Consider the following 26,160-nt stretch of genomic DNA (forward strand, 5'->3'; position numbering starts at 1 on the left):
ACGCTCGTTCCCGCATATCCCCGTTCGAAAAATAGATGTGCGGCTGATTCCAGCAATACTTTGCGGGTTTCTCGGGCCCTGTCCTGCACGTATGCCGGTGAGCGCCGCCTCGAAGTGGAGACCGCGGACGGAACGGTCGAACTCACCGCCGACCAGGTCGTGGTGGCAGCGGGCAGCCGTCCGGTGGTGCCGCCGATTCCGGGGCTGGCCGAGGTCGGCTTCCGTACCAGCGACGATGTCCGCACCATGGAGCGGCTGCCGCGCCGGATGGCCGTGGTGGGCGGCGGCTTCGTGGCCACCGAGCTTGCGCATGTGTTCTCGTCGTTCGGTGTCGAGGTCACCGTGGTGGAGATGCTCGACCAGCTCCTGGCCCGCGAGGACGCGGAGATCGCCCAGCGCTTCACCGAACTGGCGAAGCAGCAGTGGGACGTCCGCCTGGAACGCAAGATGGTGGGAGCCCGGCGAAGCGACAACGGGATCGTACTGAGCCTCGAAGGTCCGCAGGGTGGCGAAGAGGTCGAGGTCGACGAGGTGCTGATGGCGATCGGCCGGCGTCCCAACTCCGATGGGGTGGACGCGGCGGCCGGCGGTCTGGCCACGCGTCCCGACGGCCGGATCGTGGTCGACGAGCAGCAGGCCACGTCGGTGCCCGGCGTATGGGCGCTGGGTGACGTCTCCTCGAAGTGGATGCTCAAGCACGTGGCGAACGCCGAGGCGGAGACGGTGATGCATAACGTCCTCCACCCGCAGGACCCGATCGCCACCGATCACCGCCACGTCCCGCACGCGGTGCTCTCCTCCCCGCAGATCGCCGCCGTGGGGTTGACAGAGCAGGAGGCGAAGAAAACCGGCACAGCGTACGTGGTGGGCCGTTCCGACTACTCCGACATCGCCTACGGCTGGGCCATGGAGGACACCACTGGCTTCGCCAAGGTGCTGGCCGACCCCGCCACCGGGAGGCTCCTGGGGGCGCACATCATCGGCCCGCAGGCGCCCACTCTGATCCAGCCTCTGATCCAGGCGATGTCGCTCGGCCAGGACGCCCGCTCCGGGGCACGCGGCCAGTACTGGATACACCCGTCCATGCCCGAGGTCGTCCAGGCAGCACTCAACCACCTCCCGAACATCCCGCTCCACTGAGCTGCAACGCCGGTCCCGCGCACCTGCCCCGCGCGGGACCGGCGTCACCGGTGCAGTCCGGATTTCCGGGGCGGGCCAGCTGCCACGCCTTCAGCCACCGGTCGCTCCTCCCGGCCGCGAGGTAACCCAAGCGCTGGGCACACAGGGAACGCCTTCCCCAGTCCTGGCCAACTTCCTCGAAGAGCCGAGCGGCGGGCTTCCAGCCTCCCAGGACGGCAGCCCTGCACCCGCGCTGCAAGGGGGCATCAGGGCCGGCGAGGGAAGGGTTCTGCCAGCGCAGTGGCAGCAGGCCGAAACCCAACCAGCACCGGAGCAGTAGCGGGCAGGCGGGAACAAGGAGTGCCGTAACAGGGCGTTTCCGTCCAGGAAGAGCGTCGCGACGCGCAAGCGTGGGGGCGGCAGTATGGCTGCCCGTGCGGCGCGGGGTCGAGGGACCATCCCCGCAGGCGCGGGGAGCACTGGGAGTGCCCGGATGACGGCAACTGGATCGGTGCGGTGACTCTGGTGGAGACCGAAGCGGGCAAGAAGATCACCCGTCGCTCTCCCGGAGATGTGGCCGGGTAGACCGCCGTGGCGGACACCTCAGACCGCTGCCGCCTGTGGTCTGCCGCCCCACCGCATTCCCCCTCACCGCGGACACGTGCGCGTTCGCGCCGGCGGGCGGCCAGAATCGGGCGTTCTGGTTGCGGCAGCGCAGGAATCGCTGCAGCGCGCATGTCTGCACGGTGGCCCGCCTCGGGTGCGGTTCTGCCCACGTCCTCGTCGACGCTGCCGAGCCTGGTCGTGAACATGTACCGGCACGCGATGGTCGCCGATGACTCCGGCGTCCTGGTCACCACCGGTACCGGCTACGGCACGGCCCTGATGTGCCGGCGGCTCGGAGACCAGCAGGTGACCAGCGTGTACGTCGGTCCCTACCTGGTCGGGGCCGCGAGCAGCCGACTGGCTGGGCTCGGGCTCCGTCCACGGATGACGTCGTCGACGTCCCCGGCCCCCTCCCCGGGACCCTCGACCAGATCATCTCGACGGTGTCCGTGCGCCCGGTCCCGACATCGTGGCTGGACGCACTCCAGCCCGGTGGCCGCCTGATCACGACCTCGTCGGCACCGGGCTCATCGTCACCGCCGACAGAACCGCGGACGGAGGCACTGCCGGCCGGATCGCACCTGCCCCCGCCGGCTCTTCATGCGCACCCGCCACGGCGACGACCACGACTCCCCCACCAGCAGGGTGTGGGAACAGGCGTGGGAAGCCGCCGGGGAAAACACCGAGATCTGCCGATACCCGCGCTCTACCCGTCGGACTTCTGGGAGGTCAGGTCGGTGCTGGGCCCTGCAGGTCCCCAGGATCGACTACCGACTCCGCTGAGACGGCGACGAGCGCCCCGTGTGGCTGCTGAACCCTGACGGCTCTTGCGCGCTGGCTACCACTGATTTCCTTGGGGCGAGCCGGTCGTTCATCAGAGCGGGCCGCAACGCCTGGGGCGGTAACTCCAGCGGGTACGCAACCGGCTCAACCGCGAGAGCACCCTGCCCGTCTACGGCACCCGGGTCACCATCACCCCGGACGGCGCCACCACCCTGACACGCGGTACCTGGTCGCAAACCCTGTAGCCGCTGTCCCCGACGTCCTTACAGCCCCACCTCCCGGGCCACGCGCGATTCCCTGCATGCCCCTCGCGTTGCACCAAGCATCGCGGGGAACGCGTCGACCGCGGCCTGGTCCACGGCGGCGACGGGCGGGGTTCGGTGGCGCAGTGGCGCAGCCGGTTGCGGATCGTCGCCTTGAGGCCCTTGCCCTCCTTCGGGCGTCCCGGAAACGGACGCCGGCTCATGCCCCGCCGCCACAGCCACCGCCGCACGAACTGGACGCGCCGACACCGCCGTCGTGGGCCCAGCCGGAGGTAGCCGCGGAGCCCGTACCAGCAACCCGCTCCGGTTCAAGGACGCGAACGCCCGCCTCGGCGACGCAGCGCTCGCACAGCGCCCCGAACTCGGGCCACTGCTCCGGTCCCCTCCGCCCGTCCGCCACACCGAGCCAGATCGCCACCGGCACATGCACGGCCAGGGCAATCATGAACCAGAGTCCCTCCGCGCCCGGCTGGCGGGCGTAGAAACCGACGCCGAGGACGAGGACGGCGAACAGACCGCACACCGCGGCCCACCCTTCCCTCGCACCGGGCACGTCGCGCGTGCGACGAACGGGGAGGTTGCGCCGTGCTGTACGCCGCAACTGGGAGCGGAAGGCCGGGAAGCGGGACGATGCTCTCACCTCCTCCAGAGAGCCGCTCCCTCCGGCGTCGTCGATGGCCGTCTGCAGTGACCCCAGCAGGCGGTGCGTTTGCGGTCCTGCTTCCGCGATCGCCCGGCGCCGACCGTGAAAGGAGCGGGGCCCGGCGGAGAGCAGCAGCATCCCGGCCTGTGTCGCGGCCCGCTCTCCCTCAAGGTGATACATGGCGAGAACGGGCTTCGCGCCGCCGGTCTCGAAGAAGCGTCCGATGGCCTGCCGGTCGCGCCGGAGCACGTATCGGAGGCGGACCAGCGAGAACGCCATGAACGTCGTGAAAGCGCCGACCCAGACCGCCGCGAAGGCCCAGAAGGTCGGTAAGTCGGTCAAGAACCCTGGCATCCGTTGTCCCCGCTGTCCCTCGCCGATCCAGACGGTCCGTCAGGGTTGCCGAGCTAGCGGTCTCCCTGGCTTCCAGAGTGGCAGGAACGACTCCCGCCGCACAGATGCCCGCCAGAACACCCGATTCCGGCGCGGGCGAGGCCGGCGGGACCCCTCAAGTGGGACGTGGGGAGCGCCTCCGGCGGAGTGGTCCTGAAGGCGAAGCCGTGAGCGGACGGGCTCAGGTGGGGAAAGCCATGAAGCCTCCCGCATCCCCATCCCCGGAGAACTCGAATGAGACGCACCGCCACAGCGGCCACCTGTGCTGCCTCCCTTTTCGTCGCCGCCCTGGCCGGCTGCTCCGACAGTTCCCCGGGTGAGGCGTACGGGCCTACCTCATCCAGCGCCTCGCCTTCGACGGCGGCGACGGTGGACACGAAGTCCGCAGGCAAACTCGGCAGCATCCTCGTGGACGACAAGGGCAACACCCTCTATCTCTTCCTCGCCGACAAGAAGAACAAATCGAACTGCACAGATGCTTGCGCCAAAGCGTGGCCTCCCCTGCTCACCAAGGGGGCCGCAGAAGTCGGCAAGGGAGCGGACAAGAAGCTGCTCGACGTCACCAAGCGCTCCGATGGTCACGAGCAAGTCACATACAACGGACACCCCCTGTACTACTACGCCGGCGACACCAAGCCCGGCCAGACGAACGGCCAGGGCCTCGACCAGTTCGGCGCCGAGTGGTATGTCCTTGACACCAAGGGCAACAAGGTAGAGGGCTGATCCGGCTGAACGGCAAGGGTTCCCGGCGACGCGACAGCGGCAGGAACCTCGCCGTCGGAACCCTGTCAGCCGTCCTCCTACCTGTCGCGGTCGGCTACGGGATCTACCTCTTCGGAACCCACCACACGCCCGACTACGACAACGGACTCCTCGGCGAACACGGCACCGCCGCTGTCGACCTCAAAGCCCGGATGGGCACCGCGCTGCTCGGCCTCGCCCTCGTCCAGACCGGCCTCGCCTTGTGGATGTACGGTCGCGTGCCCGGCATCCGCTCCGCACCCCGTTCGGTGCCCTTGGGACACCGACTGCTCGGGTTTCTCATTCTCCTCGCCTCGCTGCCTATCGCGTATCACTGTCTGGAGACCTATGGGATCGAGACAGCGTCCCCGCGGGTCGCGATCCACTCCTTCGCCGGGTGTGCGCTCTATGGCGCATTCGTGGCCAAGGTGATCGTTGTGCGCAGCAGGCGCCTGCCTGGCTGGCTCCTTCCTGTGGCGGGTGCCCTGCTCGCGCTCGGCGTGGCCCTCCTCTGGTACACGGCTGCCCTGTGGGCACTGAACGGATCCTCAGTACCGGGGCTTCCCTCCGTCTGAGGGAAGGCGGCCGGGCCTCAGCCTCCCGCGCTCCCCGGCGGGAACGAGGGCAGCATCCGAACGGGTATGCACCGGCCTGCCTCGGGACAAGGCCGAAGCCGTACGACGTCTGGGGGTCGGAGGCGGAGGGACCCCTCGCTACGCCCACGTGCTCATGGAACTGCGCTACCCCCGGGCGGATGCGGTCGACCTGCGCCCGGAGCTGCTCGAGAAGCGGCAGCAGCAGACAGCGTGCCCCGGCGGGGGACGGCACAGCTATGGGCCTGACCGCGGTGCTCGCCGTGCCGCCCACCACGCCTGCATAGGGTTCTCCGTGGCCTGGAAAGACCAGACGCTGGGTTGTCCTGGTTGTGCACGGGGGCGATGCCGAAGTTGGCGGTGTAGGAGTCGGCCGAAGAACGCGGTCGGCACCGGGGAGGCCGAAAAGGTCGGTGGGGTCTCGGTGCTCACCTCCGAGCCGGGAACAGGTCTGCGGCCTGCTGCTGGGACGGTAGGCCGGCGATGATCGAACACCACGTGCTCGACCCGGCCCTTCTCCATCGTTCACCGCCGACGATCCGACCGCAGCGGTCGGCCCGACTACGGGCACGGTCCTGGACCAGCTTGCTCGCTCGTGACGATCTCTACGTCGATGCCCAGGCCGACGCCGTGTACGAGGACCTGGTACTTGAAGCCCTGGTCGACAGAAGCCTTACGGACGGTTCCTCCCGGCCTGTTCGGCGACCTGGTCCAGCAGGACGAGGCCTCAGGCGCGCCCAGCCGTCGTCCCTGCTGGAAGCCGGAGTTCGGGGTTGAGTAGTAGCGGTACAGCCGATGGGCAGCAGGCCGATGCCCTCGCCCATGAGCCGGTGGGACTGACGGCGCTGACCTAGATCGGCGAGGCAACGGCCGCCAGAGTGCCGGCTGCGGTGGTGTCGTGGCGACGCGAATCTCGGGGCTGGATGGTCCCGGCAAGATACTCGGTTTCTCACCAACTCTGTGCTGCGGCCCGGGCCACGTCGGGAGCACCGCTCCCGCGCTGACCGACGCAGGCCAGCCACCCCGGGGAACAGGGCCGAGGCGTACCAGAATATCTGAAACGGGCGGTGTGCAACCGATGTTGGATGTTGTACTGGGTCGGATGAGGGCAGCCGTCGCACCGCTGCCGACGTGGGAGGAAGGGAGCCGAGGGTGGCCGTGGAGCGTATGCCACTGGCGGGTGGCGGGGAGATCCTGTTCGAGTCTGCGCCGGAATCGCGGCCGCCGGTGGGCGAGGGACCGGTGAAGGCCGGTCGGGTGGCGGACGCGGTGAGGGACCTGCCACGGACGGTGCAGGATGCCCTGGTGCCGATTCGGGAGATGACTCAGGCAGCGGTGGCCCAGTTGCGGGAGGCCGGTCCGGCGGAGGTCGAGGTGGAGTTCGGGGTGACCCTGTCGGCGCAGGCGGGTGCGGTCATCAGCAAGGGCGAGGCGACGGCGCATCTGAAGGTTCGGGTGCTGTGGCGGGACGGAGCGGGCGCCGGCGACGCGTCGTGACCGAGGGGGCTTGGCGATGGGGGACGAACTTTGTTCGGCGGCCGATGAGGCGGGTTCCGGCCGGGGCGGCGTTCGGGGCTTCGGTGACAGGCAACGCTCGTGGGCTTCCGCGGTCGTCCAAGTCCTTACCGGCACCGGCGACGTGGCCGGGGCGGGATTCCTGGCAGATGGGGGCATTGTCGTCACCTGTGCGCACGTGCTGCGGGCCGCCGGGCACGACCTGGGCGACGAGGTGGAAGTGCGTTTCCCGCATCTGCCGTCGGCCCCTGTGGTGGCGGGTGTGGTCCTCGCGGAGGCGTGGCGGGCACCAGAGGCGGAGGACGTCGCGGCCGTCCGGATGGCGAACGTGCCGGTGTCGGCCCGCCCTCTGGCGCTGGGGTCGGCGGAGGGAAGCAAGGGACACCCGGTCAGCTCGTTCGGATTTCCCACCCAGGCACCGGAGTTCGGGCACTTCGGGCACGGAACTGCCGGTGGCACGCTGCCCACGGCACGCATGGGCACTCAGCTGCAGTTGACCCGTGCCAACGATCTGACGACCGGTTTCAGCGGCGGGCCGGTGGTTGATGACATGACCGGTCTTGTGATCGGCATGGTGACGGCGATCACCGCTCCGGATCCGTACGGCAGGGGGCAGGGCATCGCCTACGCCACGCCTGCGGAAGTGCTGCGCGAGGTGGTGCCCGGGCTGGCGGAACAGCGGATCTGTCCCTACCCGGGGCTGAAGCCGTTCACCGCACAGGACGCCGAGTGGTTCCACGGCAGGGACGCGGCGGTGGACAGCGTCCTGGAGGCGCTCCGTCGGCAGCGCTTGGTACTGCTCCTGGGTCCGTCCGGCGCGGGCAAGTCGTCCCTGGTCCACGCGGGCGTTCTGCACGCGTTGTCCGAGGGGCGACTGCCCGGGAGCGACCGGTGGGATCGTGTGGTGACCCGGCCGGGGCAGAACCTGGCGGCGGAGTTGGAGCGTGCAGGCCTGCCCGGAGCCGGGGCCGTGGGCATCAGGAGCGCGGTCGAGGGCCGACTCGCGGCGGGACCGGACGGGGAGCACTTGCTGCTGGTCATCGACCAGTTCGAGGAACTCCTCGCGCGACCACGTGCCGACGTCCGCCGGACCGTCGACGACCTGCTCGCCGTGGTGGACGGGTGCCCCACCACCAACGTGGTCCTGGTCATGCGCAACGACTTCTTTCCCCGCTTGGCCGAGGTGTGCCCCCTGTTGCTGGCAGCTGCGACGCCCGGTTCGGTGAACGTCCCCGCCCAGCTCACGGCCTCCGAGCTGCACACCATCATTACCCGCCCCGCGCTGGACGCCGGTGCCCGTTTCGAGGACGGGCTGGCGGAGGGCATCGTCGACGACCTCCGCGCCGCCGACCCGGACGGGGGAACTCCGGCCACCCTTCTGCCCCCTCTCCAGTTGGCACTGGCCCAGCTGTGGGAACGTCGCACCGACGGGCGTCTCACGCATCGGGCGTACCGGCGCATCGGCAGGGTTTCCGGGAGCCTGACCGATTGGTGCAACAACGCGGTGGGCCGGCTGCCTGCCGGGCACCGGCCCACCGCGCGCCGGCTCCTGACTGCGTTGGTCCGCCCGGCTGACGACGTCCGCGGCATCCCGGCCGCTCGTCAGCAGGTTCCGCTCGCGCGGCTTCGGGCCCTGGCTACCGACGCGACGAGTGCCGGCTCCGGCCCGGGCGAGATCTTCGACGAGGTTATGGCCGCATTGAGCCGGGATCGGATCATCATCACCGGCACTTTTCCGCGGCCTGACGGTGAGCCAGGTGAGCCGATCGCGGAACTCATGCATGACGCACTGATCCGAGACTGGGGAGACCTGCGCGAATGGGTCACTCGTGACCACCGGTTCCAGATGTGGCTGCACCGCGTCACCGAGCAGCATGACCGCCACACCCGGACAGGTCTCTCAGCGGACCTGCTCGACGGCACCGACCTCGCCGAAAGCATGGACTGGTCCGGGCAACGCTCGCTGCCCGCGGAGATCACCGACTTCGTGACCGCCAGCGAGCGCCACCAGCAAGCCGCTGTCCGCCGCACCCGGCGTCTCAACAGCATCCTCGCCGGTCTGCTCGCCCTTGCCCTGATCGCCGTCGGCCTGGCGACGTGGCAACGCCAGGAAGCCGTCACTGCAGAGCGTGAGGCCCAGTCCCGGCAGCTTGCCGCCCAGTCCGAGGCCCTGATCGACATCGAGCCGGAGCTGGCGTCATTGCTGGCGGTGCATGCCTACCGCACCTCACGCACCGACGAGGCACGCGCGAGCGTCCTCCAAGCCGCCGACCTGGGACTCACCTCTCTCCTGACCGGCCACTTGGACGATGTGGACGCCCTCGCGTTCGGTCCCGACGGTCGGACGCTGATCTCGGGCAGCGGCGACGGCACGGCTCGGACGTGGGACATCGCTTCGGGTCGACAGCGGGGAAGGCCTTTCGTCGGCCACGGAGGACCGCCGGTGGGCGGTTTGCCGTTGGCGTTGAGTCCGGACGGCCGAACGCTTGCCTTGGACGCTTCGGACCCGGGTGGCGACGAATTCGCGGTGCGGTTGTGGGACGTGGCATCCGGAAAGCAGCGCGGGGAGCTGCGTACCGGCGAGGACGGTGCGGTGATGTCGATGGCGTTCAGTCCGGACGGCAAGACACTGGCCTCGGGTGATTTCAGCGACACCGTTCGCTTGTGGGACGTGGCTTCGGGAAAGCCCCTCCGGGGACCGCTGGGCGGGCACGGCGCGTGGGTGACGTCACTGGCGTTCAGCCCGGACGGCCGGACGCTTGCCTCGTACGGCACCGACTTCGTGGTGCGGCTGTGGGACGTGGCGTCCGGAGAACAGCGGGCGGAACTACGCGCCGGCGAGGCCGACTCGCTGATGTCGATGGCGTTCAGCCCGGACGGCCGGACCCTGGCAGGGTGCGGCGGCCATGGCAAGGTGCGGCTGTGGGACGTGGCTTCGGGAGAACGGCGGTCGGAATTGCTGACCGGCGAGAACGACTTGCTGGTGTCGGTCGCGTTCGGCCCGGACGGCCGAACGCTGGCCGCGGGTGACAGCGAGGGTGTGGTTCGGTTGTGGGATGTCGATGCAGCTGAGCAGCAGCGTGAGCTGCTGACCGGCCAGGCGGGCGCGGTGGCGTCGCTGAGGTTCGGCCCGGACGGCCGGACGCTGGCCGCGGGCAGCGAGGACGGCACGGTACGGCTGTGGAATCTGACTTCCGGGAGACAGCGGGAGGAGCTGCGGGTCGGCGAAAGCGGCTGGGTGGTGGCGTCGGTGTTCAGCCCGAACGGCCGGACGCTGGCCGTAGGCAGCCAGGACGGCACGGTACGGCTGTGGAACCCGGCTTCGGGCGAAAAGCCTGAGACGCTGCGCACCGGCGAGGACGACTCGGTGATGTCGATGGCGTTCAGCCCGGACGGCCGGTCGTTGGCCGTGGCCTGGGCGGACGGCACAGTGCGGCTGCAGGATCGGGCCACGGGCCGACTGCGGCCGGTGCCACTGACCGCCCTGAAGGGAGAGGTCGTGTCGATGGTCTTCAGCCCGGACGGCCGGAAACTGGCCGTAGGCGGCGACAACGGCACGGTTCGGCTGTGGGACGCGGCGTCGGGAGAACTGCTCGACACGCTATCGATGGGCAATCATGACCTGGTCCTGTCGCTGGCGTTCAGCCCGGACGGCCGGACACTGGCCGCAGGCAGGGGCGAACGTACGGACTTCCGCTCGTCGGCCGCGCGGAGCGGTGACGGTGTGGTCCGATTGTGGGATGTGGCGTCGGGGCGGCAGCGCGGGGAGCTCCTGATGGGCGACGACGACCTGGTGGGATCGCTGGCGTTCAGTCCGGACGGCCGGACACTGGCCGCGGGCAGCGAGGACGGCACGGTACGACTGTGGGAGACGGCGTCGGGGGATCAACGGAACGAACTCCCCACGGGCACGGACGAACTGGTGGCTTCGCTGACGTTCAGCCCGGATGGCCGGTCGTTGGCCGCGCGGACCGACGAGAGTGCGGCAACGTTGTGGGATCTGGCTTCCGGCCAGCAGCGAAGGGTGCCACTGACCAGCCCGACGAACGAGGTGGTGTCACTGGCATTCAGCCCGGACGGGCGGGCCGTGGCCTCCGGAGACAAGAACGGCGCGGTACGGCTGTGGGACATGGCGCTCCCCGACACGGCAGCAGCGATCGAACAGATCTGCCATGCCCTCCACCGGGATTTCACCCAGGAGGAACGCTCCCAGTACCTTCAGGGAACGCGAACCGACCCGGTCTGCCCTCGATGACAACGAAGGGGGGAGGTGGCTGAACGGTTCACCCGGCGCCCGTCATCGCTCAGGTACTCGGCCATCACGACGAGAGCACCACTCGTCGAACGGTTGTGGATCGTGGACGGAACCCTGGTCCCGGTCCGCGACCGCAAGGTCGCCGCGTCATCCCGCACCTACCGGTTCTCGGCGAACGTGCAGGTCGTCATTACGCGGACAGCCGCCTGGTGACCGCCTCAGCCCGCCCCGTCCCCGGGAACAAGGCCGACACCCACGCCTGGCGAGAATCGGACCTGCCCACCATCGCGGCCGGGACAACGGTCATCGCGGACGGCGCCTCCCTGGGCACCGGGCTGATCGTGACCTGCGGCGATACGAGGTCGTCGACCACGTGGATCTGTGACAGACCTTCAGCCCCGGCCCGTGACCGCGGTCGCTTCACCGGGTCCGGTAGCGCCGGACCAGCTCCGTGTGCTGCGGGAAACGGTTCGCCAGCTCGTCGGCGTGGCCGAGCGTCATGTCCGCATAGTCGAAGCCGGGGGCCACGGCTTCACTGATCAAGGCGTGATCGCCGCCGTCAAGAGAGGTTGCCTTCCACACACCACCGGGAACCGCCAGCATCAGGACCTGCCCCTGGTACGGGTCGGGGCCGAGGGTGACGGACTCCGCCCGTCCGTCCGGGTGGATCAGGTGATACGTCAGGGGTGCACCGGAGTGGTGGAAGTGGAGGATGTCCGAACGGTTGAGATGCCAGCACCCGATGGGTGACGCCTCGGTGAGCAGGTAGTGGATGGACGTGAGCAGCAGGCGCTCGCCTTGCTCGGTCCGCACCGGTGGACGGTGATCTGCCTGGTAGGTACGCCGGAAGAAGCCGCCTTCCACATGCGGTTCGAGCCCCAGGGCTTCGATCCACTGCTGTGCTGTGAGCACACGAAACTCCCAATCGATCATCGGTTCCCGAGGGGGCGGGGGACGTGCGCGCGTCGGGCCGGTGGATGCCCGGGGCGGCGGGCGGACACCGTCGCCTGGGACCCCCGCCTCCGCACCGTACCTGCCGCTGATTGTTTCACGCGCTGACGCGTCTCCCTCGCGGCAGCATCCATCACCCGGTGCGCGCCAGGAGGAAGAAGCGTTCGTCATCACCCGCGCAGGAGAGGTGTCTCGACGGGATCCCGCGGCTTCTCCGGCGTACCTCCACAGCGCGCACAGCCTCGGTTGGTGAGTCCGTCCAGGTGGAGACGGTGAGGCAGCAGACCGGGGCGGCGAACGAGGAACTTCCCGGCCCCTCGAGTTGTACACGTGGTCCCGTGGAGTCGAGATGGCGATGACAAGCGCGCCCGAAGCCGCCGGAGTCCTCCGGGAGAAACACCCCGTGAGCGACGACGCGCCGAGCGGAGCCCTGGTCAACGCCCTCACCGTACTGCAGGAGGCGAATACCCTCCCTGCACCACCGTGACCAGGGGTTCCCCTGCTGGATGTAGCCCTCATGGCGGCGCTGCTCTCGACCCGTCCGCCCTGCTCGGCGATGACCTTGCGGTCATCGTTGGCACGCGTGGAGCTGGTGGGCTGGGCGCGAGTACGGCTGGGCTGCCACACCCGCGCCCACGTAGTTGTCGGCGCATTCCTCGGGGCGGCGGTCACCGGCGGGGTCTTCACCTCGCTCCCCCAGCCCGCGCTCGGCCCAGGAGTCACAGCGCGCGTTCTGCAGCCCACAACGGCAGATACTCGAAGAACTCGACAGCGTCCCCACGCCAGCGTCCACGCCATCCCGCCGCGACAGCTGCCGCGCCTTCCGCGTTCTGCCGGATGTCAGCACGCAGTTGCTGGTCAACCCCGTGGCGCCGGGCGATCCGCTGGACCTGCTCGACCGTCTCCGGAGGGCAGCCCGGGGCAGTGAGCGCAGCCTCCACGAGCGCTCGCTCCTGGTCGGCCGTCGCGGCCAGGACTGCGCAGACGGCGTAGCTGCGGCGGCCCGAGCGCAGATCGGTACCGGCCGCCTTGCCGAGCGTGGCCGTATCTGCGAACAGGTCGAGGTAGTCGTCGCGTAGCTGGCCGCTCACCCCGACCAGCCGCGCGTAGCGAGCCAGTTCCTCGTGGTGGTCGGCCGGGTCGGCCCCTGCGGCGAGCAGACCCAGCTGCAAGGGGGCCAGAACCGAGTACCGGGCACTCTTGTACTCGGATACAGCATCCAGCGCCTCCCGGTCGGGCAGGGGGCCGAAGTCGCGTTCCAGATCGAGGACCTGTCCGACGACCGTATCCGCCCCTGCCGTCGCCTGCACTGCCGCCATGGCCCGGCGCGCTTCCCGCGACACCGGTGCGCTCATCAGTACCTGCACCGACCAGAACGCGGCCAGGTCGCCGGCCAGCACCGCGAGTCCCAGAGCAGTCTGCTCCCGATCGGGATAGCGATCACGGTAGGCGTAGTACACCGACGACGCGCCCCGGCGCACCGGGGAGTCGTCGATGATGTCGTCGTGGATCAGGCCGTGCGTCTGCAGAAGCTCGATGCTCAGGGCTGCCTCCTCCAGCCCCGGCACGGGATCGGGGGTCACCAACCTCGCCGCCTCGTAGAGCAGCGCCACGCGTAGCCGCTTGCCGCCGCGCAGCGACATGTCACGCACCAGCTCCAGCGCCTCGGGCACGAAGGTGCTACGCGGGAGCCGCTGCTGGGCAAGCGTGTCGAAGTAGCGGGCGAAGACCGCGTCGAAGCGGTCTCGGTATCCGGCCAGCCGAGCGTGAATATCGGCTGTGATCTCAGCAGTCATGACTCTCCCTGAAACGGCAAGCACGGCGAAACCTCGGCAGCCGACGGTAAATCACCAGGTGAAGCGAGGCCATCCCTGCCGTGTTCGGGGTAGCCACCTCGGGAAGACCAGGCCGCACCCTGACGCCGAACGCACCGGCCGTCCCAACGTCTTCGCGGGAGTGGATCAACGCCCCGGCCCCCGCCCGTGAAGAGGGCAGGGCGTCGTACGCCGGGCCGTTACCGCTCCTGGGCGGTCAGGAGCAGGATCAGGGCCTTGGTCCGGCTGATACCGAGCGCGGCGGCAACCGCTTCGGGGGACACATCGGCGTTCAGCATGCCGACGGCCGCCCCGGTAGCCCTGGTGGTGACGCTCCAGCATGTCGGCGGCGCGCGGGGTGTCCACGGCGGTGGTGGTCAGCTGGTCAGCGAGGTCGGCCAGCAGGCGGCCAAGGGTTCCGGCAGGGGCACGGTCCTGTCGCGGCCGACGGACAGGCGCGCGGTCCAGTCCGAGCGCGGCCCGGCCAGGTCGGTGTCCGCCTCGTGCAAGGCCTGATCACCGTTCGCCGCCCAGTCCAGCGGGTACTTCGCGGCCGTCTGCCAGCCGCACTCGCACGGCGCGCACACGGCTTCGGCGTGACGGCGGCGCGAGCGGCCGTCATAGGCTGTACGGAGCGTGGCAGCCCGCTCGGTCAGTGCCTGCGCGACCGTCGACTTTCCAGAAGCCTGGATGCCGGAAATGGGAATGGTCGCCTGCTCGCGCTGCCGGAATTCGACGATGCCGTGTGCGTCGGCGTTCGACGATGCATGCGGACTGCTGGTCATCACGCCCTTCCGTCCCTTCGTGGGACACGCATGCGCATCCCACGAGGTCGCCGGTCCGTATGGCCGGAACAGGGGCGAGGAGATCGGCGGCGGCGTGCGACCGCCGGATCGTACAGAAGAGTGCGCCCCACAAGTTGGCACACACATCGCCTTTCTGACACCGCCTACTCGGTGTGCAGTACCGAGGCGATGGTCATCCGGCCCGCCGACCGGGCCGGGACCAGGGCGCCGAGGACTGCGATCGCCACACCCGCCATGAGCATCGCGGCCAGCTGCGGCGCGTGCCACACATCCTTCATGGACGCGGGGAAGTCGACCACCCCGACGTTGTCCACGACGAGGCGGTGCGCCACGATCCCGAGCGGGATGCCGAGCAGCCCGCCGACCGCTCCCGGCCCGGCGACCGAGGTCACCGTCATCACCACCACCTGTCGGGGGGTCATCCCGATCGACTTGAGCATGCCCAGGTCCCGGCGCCGCTCACGAGTGTTCAGGAGGACGGTGTTGAAGACCCCGAGCGACGCGACGAGCGTCAGCAATACCGTGAACACAGTCGAGAAGGTGACGACGGTGGTGGTGCCGGCGTTGCCGGAGTCCATCACCGACGCGTGCAGGTCCGGGTCGAGCGCCGCGACCGCCTCGGCGTAGGCGCGCGCGTCAGCGCCCGAGGCGAGCCGTACCGTGTACTCGGTTGCGTGGGCGTCCGGTGCCAGTTGGACGAGGGTCCGCCAGGTGGCCTCCAGGGCCCGGGCGTCGCCCTCGACGAGCTGGCCCACGACGGTCGCGGTGATCTTCCTGCCGTTCAGCTCCAGCGTGACCCGGTCACCGAGCTTCAGGCCGCGCTGTGTCAGGAAGGCCGGCCCGGCCACGATCTCGCCCGCCGCAGTCGGCGCCCGGCCCTTGACGATGGTGTGGTCGTACAAGGAATCGTCGCCACGGTAGAAGTCGGCGAAGACGGGCTGGGTCTGCCCGGTCATGTTCACCTGGGACAGCGCGCGGGCCCGTACCCCCTCCGCACGCGGCAGGGAGCGCAGCCGAATCTCGATCTGCGGGTCACTGAGCCGGGGCGGGGTCCGGTCGTTGCCCGATCCCCCGGTCGTGACGTGGATCCTGGCGCCTCCGTCCTCCCGCCCGACCTTGCCGTACGCCACCATGGTGCTGGTCAGTCCGGTCGACAGGGTCACCGTGGTGACCCCGAGGACGATGGCCGCCATGGTCAGCAGGGTGCGGCTGGGACGGGCGAACGGCTGGCCGAGGCCCAGACTGACCGGGCGCGGCAGCCAGGTGGCGCCGAGCATCCGCTGGACGCGCAGCCCGCGGCCGGCCCGCGGCGCGTCGCCCGCGCTGATCGCCCGCGCGGCGGGCAGCCGGTGGGCGCGCAGGGCGGGGATCAGCGCGGCCAGCAGGACGAGGGCGGGCATGCCCACGAGGCAGGCCACGGACACCCACGGGCTGATGTCGCCGACCGAGGCCCGGCCCACGTCGATGCCGGTGAACGCGACCTTCAGGATCGGCCGGGCCAGCGCGTTGCCGGCCAGCGTTCCCAGCACGCAGCCCACCACCGCCGGTACGGAGAGCATCGTCAGGTAGACGGCGACGACCTGGTTCGGGGTGAAGCCCAGGGCCTTGAGCACCCCGATGTGCCGGTACCCGGAGACGACCGCCCCGCTGACCACGTTGCCGACGATCAGGGTGGAGACGAGCAGGCCGAGGATGCCGAAGAGCGTCATGAAGGGGAGGTAGGAGTCGGCCAGCGCGGAGAAGGCCCGCTTGAGGGTGAGGTAGGTCTGTGCGCCGGTGAGCGCCTCCGTGGGCAGACCCGTGGTCGCCCGTGCCAGCGAGGCGCGCAGCTGGGCGTCCGTGGAGGAGTCCGTGAAGCGGTACAGCATCTGGGCGGAGGCCGGTCGCAGTGCGGCCATCTGCTCGGGCGAGACCCAGGCGCTCGCCGACTTGCTCATGCTGGTGGCGAACCCGACGACGGTCAGCGTCGCTCCGCCGGGGGTCTCCAGCTTGGTGCCGAGGAGCGCCGTGCCCGGGGAGCCCTGGGCGGACCAGTTGACGACGATCTCCCCGGGTGCGGTGGCCCAGTGGCCCTCGAGGAGTTCGATCCGGTCTACGGGGCCTGCTGGACCGGCCCGGCCCACCACTGTGAGGGTACCGCCCGCCGTCCAGAGCCAGTCCTTGGGGATGTCGACGACGGCCTGCCCGAACGGTCCGGCCGCAGCCTCCACTCCGGGCTGCCGGCCGGTCCGCGCCAACTGCTCCTGCGAGACCTTCGTGGTGTCGAAGGTCGCCACCGTATGGGCACCGCGCTGTTCGGCGTAAGCCTTGTCGAACGGGCCCGAGGCGGCGCTCAGCAGCACCAGCGCGAGCAGAACGGTCGTGGTGGAGCCGAGCACGACGAGCCCGATGACGAAGGTCTGGAGCCGACGGCGCTTCACGGCCGCGCGCGAGGCCCTCCATACGGCGCTCACGCGGTCGCCTCCAGCGTGCTCTCTCGGGCGACCCGGCCGTCGGCGACTTCGATCAGCCGGCTGGCGCAGCGGGTGGCCAGCTGCGGGTCGTGGGTAACGATCAACAGGGTCTGGCCGATCTGGTTGAGGTCGATCAGCAGATCCATCACCTGCTCGCCCGACCGGCTGTCGAGGGCGCCGGTCGGCTCGTCGGCGAGCAGCAGGGCCGGGCGGTTCATCAACGCCCGTGCGACGGCGACGCGCTGGCGCTCTCCACCGCTCAGCGACGCCGGATAGTTGTTCCGGCGCTCGGCGACACCGAGTTCGTCCAGGAGCTCCAGGGCACGGCGGCGCGCCTGGCGGGCCGGAGTGCCGGTCAGCTGCGCGGCGAGCGCCACGTTGTCCAGGGCCGGCAGATCGTCGACGAGGTTGAAGAACTGGAAGATCATGCCGACGTTCCGCCGCCGGAACAGTGCCAAGCCGGTCTCGTTCAGTTTCCCGAGGTCATGACCATGTACCTCGACTGTGCCCGAGGTCGGCCGGTCCAGGCCGGCCACCATGTTGAGCAAGGTGGACTTGCCGCAGCCGGAGGGGCCCATCACGGCGACCGCGTCCCCCGCCGTGATCTCCAGCGACAGCCCGTCCAGGGCCTTCGCCTCGCCGTACTCCTTGTGCACGCCGTCCAGCCGCACCATCACTTGCCGGGCACCGTCGTGATCAGTTGTCATGGCTCGAACTTAGGACGGAGTCCACGGAGGGGGCGTCGGCTCTCGGATGTATCCGTCCGGGCAGGTCATCCTGGGGATGTACGGAGCTGCATCCGGGGGCTGATGCCGGGCGCGTCGTGCAGCTGCGAAGATGAGCCGGTGTGGGCTTCGGGGACGATCTGGCTGGTCATTGCCCTGGCGGCGGCAGTTGGCGCCGCCGGGTGTCTGTGCGTGGCGGTGGTGCGGGCGCGGCGGCTGCACCAGGCGGCCATCGAGGAGCGCGGCTGGCTGCTGGAGCGGGAGCGCGAGAGCGCAACGCGGACCGCTGTAGACGCCGAGCGGGCCAGGATCGCCACCGAGCTCCACGACATCGTCAGTCACAATGTGAGCCTCATGGTGGTCCAGGCCGGGGCTGCCCGCGAGGTGCTGGCCACGATGCCGGACGAGGCCGCGGCGGCGTTGAGCGCCGTCGAAACCGCCGGGCGGAACACGATGACCGAGCTGCGGCACCTGCTCGGCCTGCTCGCACCCGCGCAGAACGGCGACGACGAGCCGTACGGTATGGACTTGTCACCGCAGCCGAGCTTGAGCCGACTCAGCCCGCTGATCGACCGGATCGCCTTTGCCGGCCTGCCCGTGGAAATGCGGATCTCGGGCGAGCCGCGCCCGCTGCCGACCGGGATCGATGTCACCGCCTACCGGATCATCCAGGAGGCCCTGACCAATGCCCTCAAACACGGGGACGGAGCGAAAGCCGAGGTGACGGTGCGATACGCGGACCGCTACCTGCGAGTCGAGGTGCTGAACGGAGGACCGAGCATCCTGTCGGGCAGTCGGCCCGCGCGGAGTGAACCGGTCCCGGGCAAGGCGGACGGAACGGGACGCGGGCTGCTCGGCCTGCGGGAGCGGGTCGCCCTCTACGGCGGCGACATGGACGCCCGACGCCGCCTCGGCGGCGGCTACCGCGTCCGCGCCCGGATCCCGCTGGACCGGCCATGACGACGCTCACCGAATCCGCCCCTCGCGTCGTGATCGCCGATGACCAGGAGCTGGTCCGCACCGGCTTCCGTCTGATCCTGACCGCCCGCGGCATCGACGTGGTGGGCGAGGCCGGCGACGGAGCCGAGGCTGTGGCCGCCGTGCGGAGGCTGCGGCCCGACGTGGTCCTGATGGACATCCGCATGCCCACCATGGACGGCCTGGAAGCCGCCCGCCGCATACTGACGCAGTCCCCGGACTGCCGGGTGATCATGCTGACCACCTTCGACCTCGACCACTACGTCTACGCGGCCCTCGCCGCCGGAGCCAGCGGATTCCTGCTCAAGGACGTCACCCCCGCCCATCTGGCCGCCGCCGTACGCCTGGTCGACACCGGTGACGCCCTGCTCGCACCCTCGATCACCCGCCGTCTGGTGGAGCGCTTCGCCTCCAGCGCCCCCAGAACCGGTTCGGCACTCGCCGCCCCGGCCGTCCACCGAGACCTGGCCGCGCTGACGCCGCGCGAGCGCGAGGTGCTGACGCTCATGGGGCGGGGTCTCTCCAATTCCGAACTGGCGCGGGAACTGACGCTCAGTGAGGCGACAGTCAAGACCCACGTGGCCCGGATCTTCGCCAAGCTGACCCTGCGCGACCGGGCCCAGGCCGTCGTCCTCGCCTACGAGACAGGACTCGTCTCACCGGGCGAGTCCGGTGACACCGCCAACCCCTGCCGATAGCCGGCAATCCGGAGATCACATCGGGCCCGCCTTCCCCCCTCCACACAGCCACCGTCTACACGGGCAGGCAAGCGGCCGGGCTGTCTGGGCTGGTCGGTGCTTCTTCCGCAACACCAGAGCCCGCTTCACGTTCACCGTCCGGGGCTGCGTCTCGGTCGTCATGGTCGGGTCGGCGGCACCGGCAGCCAGCCGCATCGTCGCCTCCGGGCTGGCCGTCCTGGCCTGGGCAGGAACCTCCGACTTCGCCCTGCGCGGGCTGAGCCTCCGCCCCATGATCCACAACTTCCCCACCGCTCCCCCGTCCTCCGTCCGGAGTTCCGGCGGCCCGAGCTCCACATCCACGCCACAATCCCGTCTCCTGGCTCCCCGCCCAACGAGCGCAACGAGCCCGCTGGGTGTACGACCACTGCGGCCGGAAAGCGCGCTGCGAACCCGCTGGTTCCGGGTACGAGCGTGGCGCCGTCCCCGAAGGTCTGCTCACCCGGCGCCAGACGAGGGCCCTGTCGATTCTGGCTCCCAGCGGGGCCGCGCCGGCATCGGCAGGAACGGCCCCAGACGTACGAGGTCGGCTACTTCCCGAGCCATTTCTGGACGGTCATGCGGTCGCCTCCGGCCTGGCGGGCGAAGATCTGGCTTCGGTGACGTCTCCAGAGCCCGTGCGGCGATGGCGTTCTGCCGGAGGCCGGCAAAGGCGTTCAGTTCTGCGGCACGAGCGGTGGCGCGGCATACCGCTTGGGCAGCTTCAGACCACGCTCGGCCATCACCGCACGCAGGCGGTCCGGGTAGTCGGTGATCAACCCGTCCACTCCGTCGTCCATCAGCTTGCGCATGGTCGCCTCGTCGTCGACGGTCCACGGGATCACCTTGATCCCGGCTTCGTGCGCTCGACGTACCAACTCCTGCGTGGTGTAGGGGACATATCCGGGATCGGTGACCTTGCCGTCCTGAGGTGAGCCGTGCACGGGGGAGAAGGCGTCCGCGCCGAAGGAGGCGACGGCGGCCACCGGGTCACCGCCGAAGTCGTCGATGTCCAAACCGCCCAGCCAGGGCGAGCCACCGGGCTGCCCGGGCTGCAGGAACTGGTTGCCGTTGGTGAGCGCGACGAGGCGCAGTTCTGGCGCGACCTGGCGCATCCGCATCAGCGCCCCCCAGTCGAAGCCCTGCACCGTGACCCGCCGGGCCAGCCCTGAGGCGCGCACCTCCCGCGCCACCACCTGGACAAAGTCCTCGCGCGGCGCCGTCTCGTGCGGTGCCCCCGCCTCGACTTTCGTCTCCACGTTCAGCCCGACCCGGTGCGCCTTGCGCTCCTCGACCAGGTCGAAGACCTCCGTGAGCAGAGGCATTCGGGCCCCCGGACTCGGCCGCTGTCCCGGGAACTGCGGCAGCGTCTGCGAACCGCAGTCGAGGGTCCGCACCTGGGCCAGCGACAGATTCACGATGTATTTGCCCACGTAGGGGTACTCCGGGTCCCCCGCCGCCACCGGCCCGGTGTCCCGGCACTTCGCCGCCGAGACGCGGCGGTCGTGGGTGACCACCGCCCGCTTGTCCTCGGTGATCTGCACATCGAGTTCAAGGGTGCTCACCCCGACCTCCAGCCCGCGCGAGAAGGAGGCGAGCGTGCTCTCCACCGTCAGCCCGAGCCCGCCCCGGTGAGCCTGGAGGTCGAAGTGCCGGGGCCCGTGGCCGGGCCCTTTCCCGGCGGCCGAGGCGGGCGAGGCCGTCAGGAGCCCGGCGCAGCCGGCGGCAGCCAGTACGGCGGCCGTGACCGCTCTGTGCAGGCGCGATCTCATAGGGGAAATCCTCTCCGTCAACGGACGACGGCCACGCCCTTCGTACGGGTACGGCCACCGCCACCCTCACCGACCGGTCTTCGCGCAGGAGAACTTCCCACGACACGGACATGCCGACCGCGCCAACGTCGGGATTCCGTTGAGACCCTGCCTGCGCGATCACTGCAGGCACCACGCAGTACCCCCGGCGCCGTGCCGTACCGCGTGCCGGGGCGCCTCCGCCGCCCCGCAAAGCATCGCGCTGACGAGACGGCCGGAGGAGCGGGTGGCAGGGCACCCAGCGCCCGGCCTCGTCCCAGCCGGGCAGCAGGTCGTCACCCGTGATCCCAAGGGCTCTGTCACGGCGGCCGGCGGTGCGCAGCCCTGGGCGAGTACGGGCGCGGTGCCGGCGAAATCGTGGGCGTCCACGCGGAGCGCGGGACTGATCACCAGCGCCTGCCTCCCCGCAGCAGCGCTTCAGGTCCCGCTCGGTCCGGAGTTCCACGAGAGAAATGCGCGCGTGCCTTCAGCCAGCGGGTGGGTGACCGCGCGGTCGCCAGCAGCGACGGCGTGCTGACGGTCCTGGTGTCCTGGGGGGACGTCGTGCCGAGGACCGCGACGACCGCCCGGAGCTTCACCGGGCGGGTGTCGGTGCCGTCCGGCACGGGCGCCGCAGGAGGCGGCCGCGCGTCGTCGCCGACGATTTCCGTAACCGGCTTGCGCAGGTCACGGGGCCGAGGTCCCCTCGCAGGCATGTCACGTCCCGGTGGTACCCACCGTCACATCGACCCCGCCGCCTCGTCGCCGGTCGTGAGGCCCAGGCGGTCGGCGACTGTGGTGAGTGCCACTCCCAGCGGGAGGGAGATCCGGATGACGGCATGCCGGTCGCCCCGGGTCGGGTCCCGGTTGATGATCAGCACGGGCGTTCCGGACTGGTCGGCCTGGCGGACGAAGCGGAGCCCGGACATGACCGTCAGCGAGGAGCCCAGGACCAGCAGGGTTGTCGCTTCGCGGACCAGCGCTCGGCAGTGCTGGACCCGTGACGGCGGTACGGCTTCCCCGAAGAACACCACATCCGGTTTGAGGATGCCGCCGCAGACCGTGCACGGTAGCACCTGGAACTCGCCGACCTGCTCGTCGGAGAGGTCGGCGTCACCGTCCGGGTTGATCGCGGAGTCCACCGGTCCGAAGCCCGCGTTGGCTGCCTCCAGGCGCGCGGCCAGTTCGCGTCGCGGGCTGACGGTGCCGCAGGACAGGCAGACGACCCGGTCCAGCCTCCCGTGGATGTCCACGACGTCCTCGCTGCCCGCTGCCTGGTGCAGACCGTCGACATTCTGGGTGATCACACCGGTGAGCAGACCGTGCCGCCCGAAGGCGGCGACGGCGCGGTGCCCGGCGTTGGGGCGGGCACGACCGAAAGTACGCCAGCCGAGATGGCTGCGAGCCCAGTACCGGCGACGGGCCTGGGCGCTGCCGGTGAAGTCCTGGTAGGTCATCGGCGTGTGCCGGCTCAGGCTCCCGCCCTCCCCTCGGTAGTCGGGGATACCCGACTCCGTGGAGAGGCCGGCACCGCTGAGCACCAGCACGCCACCGGCGTCCAGCGCGTCCACGACCGGTTCCAGGGCCGTGGCGCCCGGGGACGGGTCCCCGATGGGGGTCCAGCTCAGAGTGGGGCGCATACGCATAACCCCCAGGGTACGGAACAGGCTGCCATCCCCCCTGCCCCGCGCCAGGCCCGGCTGCTGGAGCGGGTCCACGCAGCCAGGAAAGGTCAGTCACCGTGCCCGAAGCGAAGCCCCGACCGTGCCCAGCCCGCCCGCCGACACCCTTCACGTGGTCACCGCGGCGTGCCCCGGGCTTCGCCGCCAAGCAGACCCGTACAAGATCGGCGCGCCGCTCGCCGACGTCCGTCTCCCCCGCAGCACACCGCTCGGCACGCGTGGACGGGGTACGAGGGTTACGTGTCCGGCGAGGAGGATCACCTCGGCCGCGACCACGCGGACAGCACCGCCCTGCACCACCAGGTCCCCGTCCGCGCGACGCTGTGACTCCCCGACCTGATCGCCCACGCCGCCGGGGGAGCCTGGGCACGTCGAGACGGCGGACGACCGCGCCGGGCCCTCGTCGGCGGCGGTTGCTCGGCGCCTGGTGCCGTCATGGCCGCTTTCCTGTCGACCGGTGCCCGTCCCCTTCCAGGTCAGCCGCGTGCCTCCACGTGCCTGACCAGGGCCGACAGGGCGGCCACCGTCTCCGCGTCGCGGTCCTCGTCCTCCGCGGTGTTCCAGGCGCTCGTCTTCACCACCACCAGATCGGCGTCGGGGTCGACCCACAGGTACTGCCCGTGGATGCCGATCCCGGTGAACGCCCGGCGCTCGCCCGCGAGGGTCCACCACTGGTTGGCGTACCCGTAGTGCCCGGGGAAGTCGGTGCCGAGCGCCCCGACCGCCAGATGCGGCGCGTCCACGCCACGGCTGCGCTCCACCCAGGAAGGGGGCACGATCCGTTGCCCGTCGAGCTCGCCGCCGCGCGCCATCAGCAGGCCCACCCTCGCCATGTCCCGGACCGAGGCGTTGAACGATCCGCCGCCGAGCGCGGTGCGCGGCCGCCCCCGGGTCAGGAAGTAGTACGCGTCGCGCTCGGCGCCGATGTGGCTCCACAGACGGCTGTGCGCGTATCGGGATAGCGGCAGCCCCGTCGCCCCTTCGAGCACCCAGCCGAGGACCTGGGAATCGACCGTCGAGTAGTTGAAGGTGCCACCGGGCTCGGCCGTCCGCGGCAACGACCGCACCACGTCCAGCAGGGAGCCGCCGCCCGACACCGCCCGCTCGAACCGCGCGAACGACGACTCGGGGTCGGCGTAGTCCTCCACGAACTCCACGCCGCTGCTCATGTGCAGCAGATCCTCGACCGTCACCCCGTCGTACGCGCTGCCCGCCAGACCGGGAACGTACGAGACCACCTTGTCCGCCGTCGATCCGAGGGCGCCCTCCTCCAGCGCGATCCCGATGAGCATCGACGTCACCGACTTGGTCAACGAGAACAGCTGGAACCTGGCCGCCCGGGAGGCGAACCGGCCCGGGTACTCCTCGCGCACCAGCACCCCGCGGTGCAGTACGGCAAAGCCCGTCGTGTGCGTGCGTATGTGAAGGTCCGCCAGGGTACGCCGCTCGCCCGCATGCTCGTACGTGAAGTCGCGCAGCCCTGGCTCGGACGGCAACAGCCGGGGCGTCGCCGCGCGGGACACGGGCTCGGTGGGCAGCACCGTCGACATGTGCGTGAACGCCCACTCGTTAACCGGCCGGGAGAACGCGATGTCGGCCTGGTGCCGCCACAGCCAGCTCGCCCCCGCGCCCAGACCGGCGACCGCCGCCCCGACCGCCAGGGCGCCGCCCGCCCGCCTCGTGGTCCTGCCCATGTGCCCTCCGCCGCGCCGCGCCTCGCAATTTCGAACCGATGGTGACACCGGTGGTTCGACGGGGCAAGGGACGAGGGCGACGGCTCCTGAGCGGAGACCGCCGTGGCCAGTCGCGGTATCCGTCTTCTGCGGACGGCTTCCTGCTCACCGCTTCGGCCGCCGCCGTTCTGATCGCCCCCATGCCCCACAGCGGTGAGGGCGGGGAAGGCGCAGACCGAAGGGTCACCGGCCTGGGCCTTCCCCGCGCTTGCTGGAGGGTGGATGCCCACCCGAGGATTACCTCACGTCGACGTAGTCGGCTGCGGAGGCGGCCGCCGGGGTGGTGGACGTACCGACGAAGGAGTAACGGAAGTAACCGTCCGCCATGGCCGCCGTCGTGGTCCTCAGGTTGCCCTTACTGTCCGTCGTGACGGTCTTGACTGTCTTGTAGGTGCTGGTGCCCTTCTTCTTGAACTGGAGCTTGACCGGCTGCTTGGCGTAGCCCCCGTACTTGTAGGTCTCCCAGTTGGCGCGGGTCAGGGCGCCCGTGACGGTGATTGTCCTGTTCTTCTTCACCGGTTCCGGCGAGGCGTTGACCGTCAGCTTGGAGTTGCGCAGGACCTTCGCCTTCGCGGCGGAAGGCTTGGTCATGTAGTCACCGTCGTTGGCCAGGGCATGGGCTCTCACGGTCCAGGTCCCGGCGGTGGTGTTGTCCTGGAGGTGGATACGCGGATTCATTTTCAGGGTGTAGGTACAGGTGGTCGTGGTGAAGCTCGGGTGCACACACGTGCCCGCGATGTTGTCGGGCACCACGAGACCGTAGGAGTCGCCATTCGGGAGGGGCGTGTGCCACAGGGTGGGAAATGTCCTTCCGACCTCGATGCCCGAGTCGTCCGTGGCGGTCACCGCGACGGTGAACGTCTTCACGTCCGTGGTTCCCAGGACGATGTCATTCCCTGCGTTGACGACCACCTTCGTGATCTTGATGTCGCCCGCGAAGTCATCCGCCTGGGCGGCCGTCGGCAGCGCGAGCGCAAACAGGGCGAGGGCCCCGACGAGGCCTGCCACGGTGGTGCGGTGATCCATGAAGGCGTTTCCCCTACGTTCCAGCGCCTCAAGAGCATGCAGAGGCGGAGCTGACCACGCCTACCCGGTACACGGGTGGCACGGAAATGACCATCGGGTGGCAGGAATGGTTGCGCATCGATCACACCCCGGCCGGGGCAAGCGCGGGAGTCACGTCGTCTTCCGGCCCCAAAGTGTTCCCGCCTCGATTCACCCGGTGCCCCTCCCGGCCGGAAGCGGAGGTTGGGGCTGCGTTCGTGGCTGTCGGCAAACGACCGTTCGCGCGCCGCGGTGATCCTCGCGCTGCCCGGGATCGAGGCAAGTGCGAGGTCGTCTTCGACGTCCGCCGCGCCGCCGAGCGCGATGTCGACGAGGTGGACGAGGTGCCGCGAACGCGTGCCGGGAGTCTGGCCTGGTGCTCCTCGGCAGGTGGTACGTCATCGAGCGCCGTCGCGACGTCGTCGAGCAGGGCGTCGGCGCCGAAACGGCTCCCAAGGGGAACCTGGGGCGGTTGAGCCAGCGCCGTCCCTCATCGCCGTTGGCACCGAGGGCCCGGAGCTCGCCCGCTCGGCTCAACCCCTGCCCCTGACGTGCCC

Annotated in this window: 17 protein-coding genes and 1 pseudogene; 8 read left to right on the forward strand and 10 right to left on the reverse strand. The window is 70.2% G+C overall.

What is annotated here, in order from left to right; all coding sequences use genetic code 11:
- Nucleotides 1–60 precede the first annotated feature (60 nt).
- Nucleotides 61–1,140 (forward strand): FAD-dependent oxidoreductase, encoded by a 1,080-nt coding sequence (locus ACFY8O_RS16130; RefSeq protein WP_387902582.1) that lies wholly within the window; start codon nucleotides 61–63, stop codon nucleotides 1,138–1,140.
- A 1,830-nt stretch (nucleotides 1,141–2,970) separates the two neighbouring features.
- Here ACFY8O_RS16130 and ACFY8O_RS16135 read toward each other — a convergent pair.
- On the reverse strand, nucleotides 2,971–3,756 hold the full coding sequence (locus ACFY8O_RS16135; RefSeq protein ID WP_387902585.1) for a hypothetical protein: 786 nt from the start codon (nucleotides 3,754–3,756) through the stop codon (nucleotides 2,971–2,973).
- A gap of 285 nt (nucleotides 3,757–4,041) precedes the next feature.
- Between ACFY8O_RS16135 and ACFY8O_RS16140 the strand changes: the two genes are divergently transcribed.
- The 5 genes and pseudogenes from ACFY8O_RS16140 to ACFY8O_RS16160 form a co-directional block, all read left to right on the forward strand.
- Entirely contained in the window at nucleotides 4,042–4,530 is a 489-nt protein-coding gene (locus ACFY8O_RS16140; protein ID WP_387902588.1) for a COG4315 family predicted lipoprotein, read from the forward strand.
- A gap of 62 nt (nucleotides 4,531–4,592) precedes the next feature.
- On the forward strand, nucleotides 4,593–5,123 hold the full coding sequence (locus ACFY8O_RS16145) for a DUF6529 family protein (RefSeq protein WP_387903688.1): 531 nt from the start codon (nucleotides 4,593–4,595) through the stop codon (nucleotides 5,121–5,123).
- Nucleotides 5,124–6,293: 1,170 nt separating this feature from the next.
- Nucleotides 6,294–6,638, forward strand: coding sequence for a CU044_2847 family protein (locus ACFY8O_RS16150; protein ID WP_387902589.1), 345 nt, complete (start codon nucleotides 6,294–6,296; stop codon nucleotides 6,636–6,638).
- Nucleotides 6,639–6,654: 16 nt separating this feature from the next.
- A complete protein-coding gene (locus ACFY8O_RS16155) occupies nucleotides 6,655–10,911 on the forward strand; it encodes an nSTAND1 domain-containing NTPase (RefSeq protein WP_387903690.1) in 4,257 nt (1,418 codons plus the stop codon).
- Nucleotides 10,912–10,995: 84 nt separating this feature from the next.
- A pseudogene (locus ACFY8O_RS16160) lies at nucleotides 10,996–11,255 on the forward strand (transposase); the annotation flags it as partial.
- A 76-nt stretch (nucleotides 11,256–11,331) separates the two neighbouring features.
- Here ACFY8O_RS16160 and ACFY8O_RS16165 read toward each other — a convergent pair.
- The 5 genes from ACFY8O_RS16165 to ACFY8O_RS16185 form a co-directional block, all read right to left on the reverse strand.
- Nucleotides 11,332–11,823 (reverse strand): cupin domain-containing protein, encoded by a 492-nt coding sequence (locus tag ACFY8O_RS16165; protein ID WP_387902592.1) that lies wholly within the window; start codon nucleotides 11,821–11,823, stop codon nucleotides 11,332–11,334.
- 758 nt (nucleotides 11,824–12,581) lie between these two features.
- Nucleotides 12,582–13,658 carry a polyprenyl synthetase family protein gene (locus tag ACFY8O_RS16170; RefSeq protein WP_387902595.1) on the reverse strand — a complete coding sequence of 359 codons (1,077 nt, stop codon included), beginning with the start codon at nucleotides 13,656–13,658 and terminating at the stop codon, nucleotides 12,582–12,584.
- A gap of 395 nt (nucleotides 13,659–14,053) precedes the next feature.
- Nucleotides 14,054–14,461 (reverse strand): hypothetical protein, encoded by a 408-nt coding sequence (locus ACFY8O_RS16175; protein ID WP_387902598.1) that lies wholly within the window; start codon nucleotides 14,459–14,461, stop codon nucleotides 14,054–14,056.
- Nucleotides 14,462–14,625: 164 nt separating this feature from the next.
- The gene (locus ACFY8O_RS16180; protein ID WP_387902600.1) at nucleotides 14,626–16,935 is read right to left on the reverse strand and encodes an FtsX-like permease family protein; all 2,310 of its coding nucleotides are present in this window, start codon (nucleotides 16,933–16,935) and stop codon (nucleotides 14,626–14,628) included.
- The gene (locus ACFY8O_RS16185; protein ID WP_387902603.1) at nucleotides 16,932–17,642 is read right to left on the reverse strand and encodes an ABC transporter ATP-binding protein; all 711 of its coding nucleotides are present in this window, start codon (nucleotides 17,640–17,642) and stop codon (nucleotides 16,932–16,934) included. The genes ACFY8O_RS16180 and ACFY8O_RS16185 overlap by 4 nt, the downstream gene beginning before the upstream one ends.
- A 102-nt stretch (nucleotides 17,643–17,744) precedes the next feature.
- On the opposite strand from ACFY8O_RS16185, the gene ACFY8O_RS16190 reads away from it, so the two are divergent.
- Together ACFY8O_RS16190 and ACFY8O_RS16195 are read left to right on the forward strand one after the other, a co-directional pair.
- Nucleotides 17,745–18,620, forward strand: coding sequence for a sensor histidine kinase (locus ACFY8O_RS16190; protein WP_387902606.1), 876 nt, complete (start codon nucleotides 17,745–17,747; stop codon nucleotides 18,618–18,620).
- Nucleotides 18,617–19,336, forward strand: a complete 720-nt coding sequence (locus ACFY8O_RS16195) for a response regulator (RefSeq protein WP_387902609.1) — start codon at nucleotides 18,617–18,619, stop codon at nucleotides 19,334–19,336. Before ACFY8O_RS16190 ends, ACFY8O_RS16195 begins: the two co-directional genes overlap by 4 nt.
- A 695-nt stretch (nucleotides 19,337–20,031) precedes the next feature.
- Here ACFY8O_RS16195 and ACFY8O_RS16200 read toward each other — a convergent pair.
- The 4 genes from ACFY8O_RS16200 to ACFY8O_RS16215 form a co-directional block, all read right to left on the reverse strand.
- Nucleotides 20,032–21,126, reverse strand: coding sequence for a glycerophosphodiester phosphodiesterase family protein (locus ACFY8O_RS16200; protein ID WP_387902611.1), 1,095 nt, complete (start codon nucleotides 21,124–21,126; stop codon nucleotides 20,032–20,034).
- A gap of 758 nt (nucleotides 21,127–21,884) precedes the next feature.
- The gene (locus ACFY8O_RS16205; RefSeq protein WP_387902614.1) at nucleotides 21,885–22,790 is read right to left on the reverse strand and encodes an NAD-dependent protein deacetylase; all 906 of its coding nucleotides are present in this window, start codon (nucleotides 22,788–22,790) and stop codon (nucleotides 21,885–21,887) included.
- Between the two features lie 512 nt (nucleotides 22,791–23,302).
- Complete coding sequence (locus ACFY8O_RS16210; protein WP_387902617.1) at nucleotides 23,303–24,520, reverse strand: serine hydrolase domain-containing protein; 1,218 nt, start codon at nucleotides 24,518–24,520, stop codon at nucleotides 23,303–23,305.
- A 276-nt stretch (nucleotides 24,521–24,796) separates the two neighbouring features.
- Nucleotides 24,797–25,585: a calcium-binding protein gene (locus ACFY8O_RS16215; RefSeq protein WP_387902619.1), complete on the reverse strand. Its 789-nt coding sequence runs from the start codon at nucleotides 25,583–25,585 to the stop codon at nucleotides 24,797–24,799.
- Between the last annotated feature and the right edge of the window lie 575 nt (nucleotides 25,586–26,160).

Origin of the sequence: Streptomyces argenteolus (assembly GCF_042902585.1) — a bacterium.
Classification (GTDB): domain Bacteria; phylum Actinomycetota; class Actinomycetes; order Streptomycetales; family Streptomycetaceae; genus Streptomyces; species Streptomyces argenteolus.